The 11,799-nt window shown below is 67.3% G+C and carries 12 protein-coding genes; 5 read left to right on the top strand and 7 right to left on the bottom strand.

The features are described from left to right. Positions 1-7: 7 nt before the first annotated feature. On the top strand, positions 8-643 hold the full coding sequence (gene aztA, locus ACFTWF_RS13910; RefSeq protein ID WP_378461783.1) for a zinc ABC transporter ATP-binding protein AztA: 636 nt from the start codon (positions 8-10) through the stop codon (positions 641-643). A gap of 9 nt (positions 644-652) precedes the next feature. Here aztA and ACFTWF_RS13905 read toward each other — a convergent pair whose 3' ends face one another. Together ACFTWF_RS13905 and ACFTWF_RS13900 are read right to left on the bottom strand one after the other, a co-directional pair. Further along, positions 653-1,126, bottom strand: a complete 474-nt coding sequence (locus ACFTWF_RS13905; RefSeq protein ID WP_378461782.1) for a VOC family protein — start codon at positions 1,124-1,126, stop codon at positions 653-655. Between the two features lie 90 nt (positions 1,127-1,216). After that, a complete protein-coding gene (locus tag ACFTWF_RS13900; RefSeq protein WP_378461781.1) occupies positions 1,217-2,494 on the bottom strand; it encodes an MFS transporter in 1,278 nt (425 codons plus the stop codon). A gap of 219 nt (positions 2,495-2,713) precedes the next feature. On the opposite strand from ACFTWF_RS13900, the gene ACFTWF_RS13895 reads away from it, so the two are divergent. The 3 genes from ACFTWF_RS13895 (at position 2,714) to ACFTWF_RS13885 (ending at position 6,804) form a co-directional block, all read left to right on the top strand. Continuing rightward, positions 2,714-4,780, top strand: a complete 2,067-nt coding sequence (locus ACFTWF_RS13895; RefSeq protein WP_378461780.1) for an acyltransferase family protein — start codon at positions 2,714-2,716, stop codon at positions 4,778-4,780. Between the two features lie 16 nt (positions 4,781-4,796). Then, a complete protein-coding gene (locus tag ACFTWF_RS13890; protein ID WP_378461779.1) occupies positions 4,797-5,534 on the top strand; it encodes an IclR family transcriptional regulator in 738 nt (245 codons plus the stop codon). Positions 5,535-5,625: 91 nt separating this feature from the next. After that, positions 5,626-6,804 carry a 4-hydroxybenzoate 3-monooxygenase gene (locus ACFTWF_RS13885; protein ID WP_378461778.1) on the top strand — a complete coding sequence of 393 codons (1,179 nt, stop codon included), beginning with the start codon at positions 5,626-5,628 and terminating at the stop codon, positions 6,802-6,804. Between the two features lie 32 nt (positions 6,805-6,836). On the opposite strand, the gene ACFTWF_RS13880 is transcribed toward ACFTWF_RS13885, so the two are convergent. From ACFTWF_RS13880 to ACFTWF_RS13865, 4 genes are read right to left on the bottom strand one after another with little or no spacing between them, the layout of a single operon-like run. Beyond that, complete coding sequence (locus ACFTWF_RS13880) at positions 6,837-8,033, bottom strand: NAD(P)/FAD-dependent oxidoreductase (protein WP_378461812.1); 1,197 nt, start codon at positions 8,031-8,033, stop codon at positions 6,837-6,839. A 5-nt stretch (positions 8,034-8,038) separates the two neighbouring features. Continuing rightward, positions 8,039-8,224, bottom strand: a complete 186-nt coding sequence (locus tag ACFTWF_RS13875; protein ID WP_378461777.1) for a rubredoxin — start codon at positions 8,222-8,224, stop codon at positions 8,039-8,041. A 1-nt stretch (position 8,225) separates the two neighbouring features. Beyond that, on the bottom strand, positions 8,226-8,393 hold the full coding sequence (locus tag ACFTWF_RS13870; protein ID WP_012689461.1) for a rubredoxin: 168 nt from the start codon (positions 8,391-8,393) through the stop codon (positions 8,226-8,228). Then, a complete protein-coding gene (locus tag ACFTWF_RS13865; protein ID WP_378461776.1) occupies positions 8,393-9,625 on the bottom strand; it encodes a fatty acid desaturase in 1,233 nt (410 codons plus the stop codon). The genes ACFTWF_RS13870 and ACFTWF_RS13865 overlap by 1 nt, the downstream gene beginning before the upstream one ends. A 360-nt stretch (positions 9,626-9,985) precedes the next feature. On the opposite strand from ACFTWF_RS13865, the gene ACFTWF_RS13860 reads away from it, so the two are divergent. Then, a complete protein-coding gene (locus tag ACFTWF_RS13860) occupies positions 9,986-11,062 on the top strand; it encodes a diacylglycerol kinase (protein WP_378461775.1) in 1,077 nt (358 codons plus the stop codon). A 32-nt stretch (positions 11,063-11,094) separates the two neighbouring features. Here ACFTWF_RS13860 and ACFTWF_RS13855 read toward each other — a convergent pair whose 3' ends face one another. After that, positions 11,095-11,793 carry an HAD family hydrolase gene (locus ACFTWF_RS13855; protein WP_378461774.1) on the bottom strand — a complete coding sequence of 233 codons (699 nt, stop codon included), beginning with the start codon at positions 11,791-11,793 and terminating at the stop codon, positions 11,095-11,097. Between the last annotated feature and the right edge of the window lie 6 nt (positions 11,794-11,799).

Here is an 11,799-nt window from a genome sequence, read left to right as displayed (position 1 = left end):
AACGATAATGATTGTCGTAAGCGAAATCGCGGTCCGGTATGGCTCGACCCCGGCGTTGAACGATGTGAGTGTGCGCCTCACACGAGGCACCGTCACGGCCGTCGTGGGTCACAACGGTTCGGGGAAGTCGACGCTCCTGCAGTGCCTGGCCGGCATCGTGCGTCCGACGTCGGGACGAATCGACGGCACGAACCGGTTGTCCACGGCGTATGTCCCGCAACGTAATGCGGTGAGCGATCAGCTACCGCTGACCGTGCGGGAGGTGGCGGCCATGGGAGCGTGGCACCGACGCGGAGTGTGGCGGCGGCTGACTCCCGGCGATCGCGACGCCGTGGACGGGGCGTTGACCCGACTCGGTCTCGCCGACCTCGGCGGCCGGCGGATCGGCGCTCTGTCGGGTGGGCAGCGCCAGCGCGCCCTGCTCGCGCAGGCGCTCGTGCAACGCGGCGACCTGCTGCTGCTCGACGAGCCGACCACCGGTCTCGACGCGGAGGCCCGCGCCGTGATCGGCGACGTCGTCGACGAAGAGGCGGCGCGGGGTGCGACCGTCGTCGTGGCCACGCACGACACCGCCGACGCCGCCCGCGCCGACCAGATGCTGACCCTGTCGTCGGGGGTGGTGCTCAGCCCACTTCGACGATGATGGCAGGCGTCACGCCTGCTCGGCTGCCCTCTCGAGTTCGGCGACGTCGAGTTTGCGCATCTTCAGCATCGCCTGCATGGCACGCTGCGCCTTGTCGTTGTCCGGGTCGCGCATGAGTTCGTACAGCCGCTCCGGAACCACCTGCCAGGACACCCCGAAACGGTCCTTGACCCAACCGCATTGGCTTTCCTCGCCGCCGTCGGTGAAGGCGTCCCAGTACCGGTCCACTTCTTCTTGGTCAGCACACAGGATCTCGAAGGAGATGGCCTCGTCGAACGTGAACTGCGGGCCGCCGTTGAGCGCGATGAACGGTTGTCCGTTGATCTCGAAGGACACGGTCAGCACCTGCCCCTCCGGGCCGGGAGTGTTCGGACCGTAGTGGGTGACCTCCGTGATCCGCGAGTCCGGGAACAGGGACGTGTAGAACTTCGCGGCCTCTTCCCCTTGGGTGTCGAACCAGAGACAGGGGGTGATGGGTTTCATGGCGCATTCCTCTCGCAGGTCCTCGTCGATTCATCGTCGCCGATATAGACCGCTTGCACGCCCGAAACTCATCGCACCGCTGTCGGGAGTTCAGTGCACCGTCCGGGTGGACGAGATGGCGATCGCTCCGAACAGTCCGACCAGGGCGAATGCATAGAATCCCCACGGGACCGCGTAGCCCGCGCCCAGCAGGACGCCGCCGAGGATGGGGCCGCAGATCGCGCCGACCCGGCCCACCCCGGCCGACCAGCCGAGGGCGGTCGCACGGATCTGCGGCGGGTGGTTGGCGCTGGTGAACGCGTAGACGAGAACCTGTGCGCTGAACACGAAGCAACCGGCGAGGAACACCAGGGCATAAATGCCGAACGACACCTTGACGCTGAGCAGGGCGAGGAACACCGCAGCGCCCGCGAACCAGATGATGGCCGCCGTGCGTGGACCGATCTTGTTGGCGACGCCGCCCGCGATCAGCAGTCCGACCACCGCGCCGGCGTTGAGGATCAGCAGGAACGTCAGCGACGCGCCGAGGTCGTAGCCCGCCTCCCGCATGATCGTCGGCAGCCACGTGTTGAGGCCGTAGACGAGCAGAAGTCCCATGAACGAGGTGACCCAGATGGCGATGCTGTTGCGCAGGAACGGGCGTGAGAAGAGGGCGCGCACCGGGTTGGCCGCGGTCGCGACCTTTGCGTCTTCGGTGGGCGCGGGTTCCAGTTCCAGGCCGTACTGCTTCGCGACGGCCTCGGCCTCGGCGCGCTTGCCGTGTGCCAGCAGGTACGAGGGGGACTCGGGGAGGTAGCGCAGCATCAGCGGAATCAGCACCACGGCGGGCAGGGCTCCGACGACGAACATCGAGCGCCAGCCGAACGGTTCGATGAGGACGATCGCCAGCGCCGCAGTCGCAACGGCACCTACGTGATATCCGGTCATCAGCAGTGTCGACGCGGAGCCGCCGCCCTGCTTCTTCGAGAATTCGTTGACCAGGGCGAGTGCGGTCGGCAGCGCGCCGCCGAGACCGACACCGGCGAGGAAGCGGAACAGCCCGAAGAGGAACGGGTTGGGCGCGACCGCGCAGAGGAGCGTGAGGATCGAGAACGCGGCCACCGCGTACAGCAGGGCGCGCCGGCGTCCGATGACGTCGGTGAGCGTGCCGATGACCAGCGCGCCGATGGTCATGCCGACCAGGCCGAACGTCGAGATGAACGTGATCGCACCCGTCGACAGATTCCAGTCGCTGTACTCGCGGAGCGAGGGGATGACGGCGCCGAGGACGACCAGGTCGAAACCGTCGAGCAGCACTGCCACCCAGCAGAGGGGCGCGACCCAGAGGGCGGTGGAGGCGCGGGCGGCGCTTCGTTGGGAAGTGGTCATGATGTCCTCGACTGGAGCGGTGTTCGCGATACGAACCCTGGTTCTATAGGCGCACTCATTGTGTGGCGCGTCATAGTTGCCTGTCAAACATGGCTGCTCCACAGGTCGGCGGTTCGCCGACCCTGGGCGTGCGCCCAAAGTCGTCTCGGGTTGGTCAAGAACTGGTAAACCCCGTGTGGATAATCGACCGGGTACCGAGTCGATGAGCCAGGACGGACTGTGAGAACCAACCCTCAGGTGGCTACGAGCCGTCCGCGCCACGCTGCCGCACCGCCGTCCACGGCGAGCGGCTACCGGTACGACCTCGACGGGCTGCGTGGAATCGCGATCGCGCTGGTGGTCGCCTATCACGTGTGGTTCGGGCGGGTGTCCGGTGGCGTCGACATCTTCCTGGTGCTCTCCGGGTTCTTCTTCACCGGCATGCTCGTGCGCCGCGTGGGTGCGGACTCGGGTCCGTCGGTTCCGGCCGTCCTTCGGCGCACCGCCCGCCGGCTGCTGCCCGCACTGGTGGTGGTGTCGGCCGTGACCGCGGTCGTAACCGTGATCCAGCGGCCGTTCACGCAGTGGTCGGGGATCGCGGACCAACTCCTCGCGTCGCTGCTGTACGTGCAGAACTGGCAACTGGCCCGGACGGCAGCCGACTACGCCGCCGCCGACGCGTCGGTCAGCCCGCTGCAGCACCTGTGGTCGATGTCCGTGCAGGGGCAGTTCTATGTGCTCGCCCTGGTGGTCGTGGCGGGTGTGGCCGGGATGTGCCGCCGCCGAATCGGTCTCGTGCGACCCCTGCTCGGCGGCATGCTCGCGGCGGGGTTCCTGGCGTCGTTCGGCTACGCCGCGGCGCTGTCCCAGGACCGGCAGTCGTGGGCGTATTTCGACACGTTCGCGCGACTGTGGGAACTGCTCGCCGGTGCACTGCTCGCGCTGGTCGTGCACCAGGTCGCGCTGCCCCGCGGGTGGCGGGTGGTCCTCGCGGTGTCGGGCTTCGCGGTGGTCCTGGGGTGCGGGTTCCTGATCGACGGCGCCGCCCTGTTTCCCGGGCCGGCGGCCCTGATCCCGGTCGGCGCGGCGGTGGCGCTGATCCTCGCCGGCGCCGGCCCGTCCGACCAGCCGGGGATCGTGACGATGCTGGCGTCCCGGCCGTTCGTCGAACTCGGTGGACTGGCCTATTCGCTGTACCTGTGGCACTGGCCGATCCTCATCTTCTACCTCACGTGGCGGGAACGACCCGCGGTCGGAGCGCTCGGCGGGCTCGCGGTCATCCTGGTGTCGCTGGTGCTGGCGTGGCTCACCCAGCGGCTGATCGAAGCGCGGTTCCAGGGCGGGGCCCGTCCGGGACGCGTGCTCACCGCGATGGTCGCGCTGCTCGGCGTCGCCGTCGTCGGCTCCGCATCCGGGTGGCACGCGTACCTCGTCCGCAACCCGGAGACGACCGCCCGGGTCGGCGACCTCGACCCCTGGCTGTACCCGGGCGCGGCGTCGCTGACGGACGGTGCGTTCGCACCGCGTACCGACATGCGGCCCACCCTGCTCGAGGCGTCGGGAGATCTGCCGCAGCCGACCCCCGACGGGTGCATCTCCGACCTGAGCACCCGCGACGTCGTCACCTGCGTGTACGGCGACCCGTCCGCCGACCGGACGATCGCCGTCGTGGGCAGTTCCCATGCCGAGCACTGGGTGCCCGCGCTCGACCGCATCGGGCAGCAGCGCGGCATCCGCGTCGAGACGTACCTCAAGATGGGGTGCCCGCTCACCGTCGCGGACGTCCCGCTGCTCGCCGGCGAGCCGTATCCCGACTGCGGCGACTGGTCCCGCGACGTCCTGGATCGGCTGCGTGATTACCGCCCGGACTGGGTGTTCTCGACGTCGTCGCGACCCAACGAGGAGGGCGCCGGGGACGTCACTCCCGACGACTACGTGGGCCTGTGGGAGCGGCTCGCCGATTTCGGGCTGCCGTTCCTCGGCATCCGCGACACCCCGTGGCTGCACCACGACGGCGTCCCGTATTCGGCCGTCGACTGCCTCGCCGACGGCGGCGACGCCGACAGTTGCGGACTGCCGCGCGACGACGTCCTCGCCCCGGACAATCCCACCGTCGAGGCGGCCCGCGACCTGCCGTCGGTGTACCCGCTCGACCTCACGGACGCCGTGTGCGATGTGGCGATCTGCCGTGCGGTGCAAGGGAACATCCTCGTCTACCACGATTCGCATCATCTCTCGGCGACGTACGTGCGCAGCCTCGCCCCGGAACTCGACCGGCAGATCGGCATGGCCACCCGCTGGTGGTGACCGGGATACTGGCGGCATGCCCGAAGACGACCGCAGCATGCTGGGACGCGCCTTCCTGGTGCTGGGATCGTTCACGTCGGAGCGGCCACGACTGTCGCAGTCGGAGCTGAGCCGCCGCACCGGACTGCCGCTGCCCACCGTCCATCGGCTGTGCCGTCAACTGGTCGGCAACGGCGCGCTCGAACGCGTCGACGACGGGCATTACGAGATCGGGGTGCGGCTGTGGGAGTTGGGTGCGCTCGCGCCCCGCGCCCACGGACTGCGGCAGGTGGCGTTGCCGTACCTCGAGGACCTCTACGAGGCGACGCGCGAGAACGTCCAACTCGTGGTTCGGGAGGATCTGGAGGCGCTCTACCTCGAGCGGTTGTCGGCGCGCGGTGCCGTGACCGTCGTTGGCCGGGCCGGTGGCCGGCTGCCGCTGCATGCGTCGAGCGGCGGACTCGTGCTGTTGGCGTTCGGCGGCAAGGCACTGCTCGACGACGTCCTCGCGGCGGGTCTCGAGCGCTTCACCCCGTCCACCATCACCACCGAGCATCGCCTGCGCAGCACCCTCGACGACATCCGCCGGACCGGCTGGGTCACATGCCGTGAACACCTCAACATCGGAACCCTCGCAGTGGCCGCGCCGGTGTCGCGGTCGACGGGTGAGGTGGTGGCGGCGGTGTCCGTCGTCGTCCCGGCCGAGAAGGATCCCGCGCCCCTGATCCCGGCGGTGCGGGCGGCGGCGCGGGGCATCTCCCGAGGCGTCGCGTAGCTCGTCTTTCACTCAGTGAAAGTAGGGGTGTTGCGGGCCGCTCCTTCGCAGCACAGTGACTGGTATCACGAACTACGCGAGGAGTCTGCTCATGAACACACAGGTCGGGATCGTCGGCGGGGGTCCCGCAGGACTGATGCTCTCCCATCTCCTGCACCTGAAGGGCATCGATTCCGTGGTGCTCGAAAGCCGCACCCGCGAGGAGGTGGAGGGCACCATCCGCGCCGGCGTGCTGGAGCAGAACACCGTCGACCTCATGGTCGACACCGGACTCGGCGACCGCGTCAAGCGTGAGGGGCTCACCCATCACGGCATCGAACTGCGCTTCGGCGGCCGCGGCCACCGCATCGACTTCGACGAACTGACGAACGGCCGCGCCGTCACCGTCTACCCGCAGCACGAAGTCCTCAAGGACCTCATCGCCCGGCGCCTCGAGGACGGCGGCGACATCCGCTTCGGCGTCTCCGACGTGCAGGTCCTCGGCCACACGTCCGACACCCCGAAGATCACGTACGTCGACGCCGACGGAAACGAGCAGACACTCACCTGCGCGCTCGTCGCCGGCTGCGACGGGTCGCGCACGTCCACCCGCGGACTGATTCCCGAGACCACCGTGCGCACCGACCACTTCCGCCAGTACCCGTTCGCCTGGTTCGGGATCCTCGCCGAGGCTCCGCCGTCGTCCGAGGAACTGATCTACGCCAACCACCCCCGCGGTTTCGCCCTCATCAGCACCCGCACCCCGGACGTCCAGCGGCACTACCTGCAGGTCGACCCCGACGACTCCGTCGACAACTGGTCCGACGACCGCATCTGGTCGGAACTGCACGCCCGCGTCGACGGCGAAGGGGCGGAGATCAAGGACGGCAAGATCTTCCAGAAGTCGATCCTCCAGTTCCGCAGTTTCGTGTGCGAACCCATGCAGCACGGCAACCTCTTCCTCGCCGGCGACGCCGCCCACACCGTGCCGCCCACCGGCGCGAAGGGCATGAACCTGGCGATCGCCGACGTGTACTTCCTGTCCGAGGCGATGGGCGAATTCTTCGCCACCCGCAGCCGCGCCGGGCTCGAGGGCTACACCGACAGCGTCCTCCCGCGCGTGTGGCGGACCCAGCACTTCTCCTGGTGGATGTCCTCGATGCTGCACCGCCTCCCCGACGACACCGGATTCGGCCACAAGCGGCAGGTCGCCGAACTCGACATGGTCACCCGCTCCGTCGCCGGCCGCACCCTCATCGCCGAGAACTATGTCGGGACCCCTTTGCGCTGACGCGCCCGTGAGTACTTATTAACGTCCGGCGGTTAATAAGTACTCACGGGGGGCGGAGCCCCATGCCCCTGGGCGATCAGGGTGCGCACGGTCCGGAGCTCTTTCGGACGGCCGACGGCGACGGCCCCGACCGGGACGTCCCCGCGCACCGCGATCGCCGTGAAATCGCGATCCGCGATCGAACCGCGGACCACGTAGTCGTCGTCGAAACGGGTCGCGCCGGCGAACTGCACGTTGTGGCCGTATTGGATGGACCATCCCCACGGGACGTCCGTGAACGGCTGGGGTGTCCCGAGGATCGACCGTGCGGCGGCAATTCCCTGCGCCTGAGCGGCGTTCCAGTGTTCGGACCGATATCTGTCGCCGCCGGTAGCGGGGATGTTGGCCGCGTCTCCGGCCGCATAGACGCCGTCCGCGGAGGTGCGAAACTGCTCGTCGACGGTGATGCCGTCGTGGACGCGCAGTCCCGCCGCGGCAGCGAGCGTCACCTCGGGGACGGTGCCCACCGAGACGAGGACGGTGCCGGCGCTCCAGGAGCGACCGTCGTCCGCGGTGGCGCGCGCGGAGCCGTCGCGCACGTCGAGCGACGACAGTGCGACATCCGTGCAGACGTCGACGCCGTTCTCGCGGTGCAGCGCGGCGACCATCGACGAGACTGCCGGGGGCACAATTCGACCGAGAAGCGACGGGTCTCGTTCGAGAACGGTCACGTCGGCTCCGAGCGACCGCGCGGTGGCAGCGACCTCGCATCCGATCAGACCTCCACCGATCACGAGCAGGGAACCGGTGCGTCGAATCGACTCGCGAAGGGACTCGGCATCGCGCATCGACCGCAGAGTGAACACCTGCGCGCCGGAGACGCCGTCGAGTCGGCGGGCCCGCCCACCCGTCGCGAGCAGCAGAGCACTGTAGTGCAGCGTCTCCCCGGACGAGAGCGTCAGGCGCCGTGCTCGGGTGTCGAGCCCGACGGCCGTTGCACCGGTGATCAATTCGATGTCGTTGTTCGCCCAGAACGAGTCGGGCTTCAGCGCGTTCTTCTCCGCGGTCGTGGCACCCGACAAGAGATCCTTCGACACCGCCGGGCGCCGATACGGTGGTGACGGCTCGTCTCCGATCACGACGACGCGCCCTCGGAAACCGTCCGCACGGAGCGTCTGCGCGGCGCTCGCCCCTGCGATCCCGGACCCGACGATGACCACCGTCGACAGTTCCGTCGAGTGATGCAGCACTGCGCTCACGCCCGGCTGACCTCGACCATGTCGAAGTCGGCCTTCGCGGCCCCGCAGTCGGGGCACGACCAGTCGTCGGGAATGTCGTCCCACCGGGTGCCCGGTTCGATGCCGTCCTCCGGCCAGCCCTCGGCCTCGTCGTACTCGAATCCGCATTGGACACAACGGTAAAGCTTGAAATCGGTACCCATGTCACGCCACCTTCGTCTCGAAATCGATCTTTTCGCGGACCCCGCAGTCGGGGCACGGCCAGTCTTCGGGCACGTCGGCCCACGGGGTGCCGGCGGGGAATCCCTCACGCGGTGCGCCGGACGCCTCGTCGTAGACGTAGTCGCAGACCGGACACTGGTAGGCGGCCATCACCGAACTCCGCCGTCGTACTTGGCGAGCACCTTGTCGCGCTTGCCGGGGTGGATGTTCACGCGGGTGATGTCGCCGTCGTAGTGGGCGAGCACGCGGTGATCCATCACCTTGCGCCAGAGCGGCGGGAAGTACGCGAGCGTGATCATGCTGGCGTAGCCGCTGGGCAGGTTGGGGGCGCCGTCCATGCTGCGGAGCGTCTGGTAACGCCGCGTCGGATTCGCGTGATGGTCGCTGTGGCGCTGCAGGTGGTACAGGAAGATGTTGGTCACGATGTGGTCGGAGTTCCAGCTGTGTGCGGGAGCGCAGCGTTCGTAGCGACCGCCGGCGGTCTTCTGACGCATCAGACCGTAGTGCTCGAGGTAGTTGACCGTCTCCAGGAGTGAGAAACCGTAAACGGCCTGGATGATCAGGAACGGAATGACCACCGGCCCGAACACTGCGACGAGTGCGCCGAACAGCACCACCGACATGAGCCAGGCATTGAGCACGTCGTTGTGAATGCTCCACGTGCTCTTGCCGAGTCGCTGCATCCGAGTCCTCTCGAGCTCCCACGAGGACTTCAGGCTTCCCCACACGCTGCGGGGGAGGAACGCCCAGAAGGTTTCTCCGAAACGTGAACTCGCCGGGTCCTCGGGTGTCGCGACCCGGACGTGGTGGCCTCGGTTGTGCTCGATGTAGAAGTGGCCGTAGAAGGTCTGCGCGAGAGTGATCTTGGCGAGCCAGCGTTCGAGGTCGGTCTTCTTGTGACCCATCTCGTGTGCGGTGTTGATGCCGATACCACCCATGACAGCGACGCTGAACGCCACGCCGACTTTCGACACCACTCCGAGGCCGCCGTCGATGCCGAGCCAGGAGAGATCGTCCGCCGACCAGAGGTAGCACGCGAAGACCAGGCTTGCCAGCTGGAAGGGGATGAACACATAGGTGCAGTACCGGTAGTACTTATCGTTCTCGAGCTGTTCCATCACCTCTTCGGGCGGGTTCTGACCGTCGGGTCCGAAGAATCTGTCGAGAGTAGGGAGCACGATGAACAGCAGCAGCGCGCCGATCCACCACCACACCGGGGCCACCGCCGACCAGCCGATTTGGTTGAAGACCCACACCAGTCCCGCGGCGAGGAACAGTGCGGTCGGGGGTATCAATCCCATCAGCCACAGGTAGCGCTTGCGGTCGCGCCAGGCTTCCGGTGGTGCTTCCTCTGTCGTCCTGCCGATATCCGACGTCGTCACGGTCCGAACCTCCTCGTCCAATAGCTGTCGCGGTATGAACCAGCTCACCCTCATTTTGGACAGTACACGTTCTATGATCCAAGGTCTATACAAAATTGCAGATTTGTAAATCAGCGCTTGCACGTCGAGTGCTTCGCTGCCGATACGAAGGTCTGGCGGTCGTCTACTCCGGCGTGCGCGAACGCGCCGCGAACGTTGCGGTCGTAATGACGGCGAAGGCCACGACGTCGAGAACGCTCGGGCGCTCCGCACCCGTGAGTACTTATTAACCGCCCGTGGTTAACAAGTACTCACAGGTGGAGCACTAGAACCTGTTACATTCGGGGCAGGGGTACTACTTCTGGAACACGGAGCGAACTCATGAGCTATCGCGTCGTCGAATGGTCCACCGGTACGGTCGGGCGTCATGCCATCGCAGGCATCGACGCCCGCGACGACCTCGAACTCGTCGGAGTGTGGGTGTCGAGCCCGGAGAAGGTCGGGAAGGATGCCGGTGAACTGGCCGGCCTCGGCCGGGACCTCGGGGTGACAGCGACCGACGACAAGGCGGCACTCCTCGCCCTGAAGCCAGACTGCATCGTGCACACCGCGATGACGGACGACCGCATCTTCGACGCGATCGAGGACCTGATCTCATTCCTCGAGGCCGGCATCAACGTCGTGTCGTCGGGTCCGGTTCTGTTGCAGTACCCGATCGGTGTGGTCCCGGACGAGCTCGTCGACCGCATTCGCTCTGCCGGTGAGCAGGGCGGGGCGAGCCTTCATGTGAACGGCATCGACCCCGGATTCGCGAACGACGTTCTGCCGCTGGCCATGACGAGTCTGTCGCAGCGGATCGACGAGGTGCGCTGCTTCGAGATCGCCGACTACTCCACCTATTACCAACCGGTGGTGATGAGTGAGATCTTCGGTTTCGGCAAACCCGTCGAGGAGACGCCGATGCTGTTCCAGCCGGGTGTGCTGTCGCTGGCGTGGGGGAGCGTCGTCCGTCAGATCGCTGCGGGGCTCGGCGTCACGCTCGACGAACCGCTGGTCGAGAAGTTCGAACGCGTCCCCGCCGAGGCGGATCTGGACATTCTGTCGTGCCACATCGCGAAGGGGACGGTCGCGGCGGTGCGGTTCGAGGTGATCGGCACCGTCGACGGGGTGCCGCGGGTGGTACTCGAGCACGTCACACGCACCCACCCCGAGCAGCAACCGGACTGGCCGAAACCCACCCGCGGCGACGGGTGCTACCGGATCGACATCACGGGCGAGCCGATGATGACCGTCGAGTTCAACCACCACGGCGAGCACGGCGACCACAACGTGTCGGGGATGATCGTCACCGCGATGCGCCTGGTGAATTCGGTGCGCGCCGTGGTCGAGGCGAAACCAGGGCTGGTGACCGCGCTCGACCTGCCCCTCGTCGCCGGCCGCGGGTTACTCCGGTCGTGAGTACTTGTTAACCGCCCGTGGTTAACAAGTACTCACAGGCCGAAGGCACTGAGCGCACTGCGGAGACCATCCGGGCGCTCCGCGAGGGGAGCGGGTTCGACGAGTGCGAACGCGCAGCCGACCTTCCGCGCGGCGCCGTCGGCTTCCTCGCTGTCGCCGATCATCAGGGTCCGCTCGGGTTCGGAACCGAGTGCGGCGAGGGCGTGCTCGAAGATCTTCGGATTCGGTTTGACCGCACCCACCTCGAACGACAGCACGAATTCGTCGACGAGATGCTCGACCCCCAGATTCGTGAACGCCGGCCGGATGTCGAACGCGATGTTGCTCAGCACCGCGACCTTGATTCCACGGTCTTTGAGTGACGCAAGCACTTCCGCGGTGTCGGGGTAGGCGCTCCAGCATCCCGGGTCGATCAGCCGCTCGTACAGCCCGACCGCCTGGTCCTCGTGCGCGACCCCGGACTTCCGCAGCACGTCGAGGTACGCCTGCCGGTGGAACCGAGGGTCGAGGTCGCGGTTGGTCCACGCGTGGTGCTCGGCGGCATCCATCTCGACGGTCTGACCGACCGGCGCCGTCATGCGCCGCATCAGCTCGGCCTGCTGGTGGAGGTCGAACGGTTCACCGTCGTGGCCGGTGAGGTCGGACATCCAGCTGTCGTCTTCCTCCAGCCGGAACAGTGTGCCGGAGAAGTCGAAGATCACTGCGTCGAAGTCGGTGAGATCGGAAGCCACGTTTCC

The sequence above is a fragment of the Rhodococcus sp. NPDC056960 genome (genome assembly GCF_042674125.1).
Taxonomy (GTDB): Bacteria; Actinomycetota; Actinomycetes; order Mycobacteriales; family Mycobacteriaceae; genus Rhodococcus_F.
The sequence above is the reverse complement of the archived record's forward strand: the minus strand, read 5'-3'. Positions and strand labels throughout refer to the sequence as shown.

Excerpts from the sequence above, each read along its gene's own strand:
- ACFTWF_RS13905 (WP_378461782.1), bottom strand. The coding sequence starts at position 1,126 with ATGAAACCCATCACCCCCTGTCTCTGGTTCGACACCCAAGGGGAAGAG.
- ACFTWF_RS13885 (WP_378461778.1), top strand. The coding sequence starts at position 5,626 with ATGAACACACAGGTCGGGATCGTCGGCGGGGGTCCCGCAGGACTGATG.
- ACFTWF_RS13890 (WP_378461779.1), top strand. The coding sequence starts at position 4,797 with ATGCCCGAAGACGACCGCAGCATGCTGGGACGCGCCTTCCTGGTGCTG.
- ACFTWF_RS13875 (WP_378461777.1), bottom strand. The coding sequence starts at position 8,224 with ATGGGTACCGATTTCAAGCTTTACCGTTGTGTCCAATGCGGATTCGAG.
- ACFTWF_RS13870 (WP_012689461.1), bottom strand. The coding sequence starts at position 8,393 with ATGGCCGCCTACCAGTGTCCGGTCTGCGACTACGTCTACGACGAGGCG.
- ACFTWF_RS13860 (WP_378461775.1), top strand. The coding sequence starts at position 9,986 with ATGAGCTATCGCGTCGTCGAATGGTCCACCGGTACGGTCGGGCGTCAT.
- aztA (WP_378461783.1), top strand. The coding sequence starts at position 8 with ATGATTGTCGTAAGCGAAATCGCGGTCCGGTATGGCTCGACCCCGGCG.
- ACFTWF_RS13900 (WP_378461781.1), bottom strand. The coding sequence starts at position 2,494 with ATGACCACTTCCCAACGAAGCGCCGCCCGCGCCTCCACCGCCCTCTGG.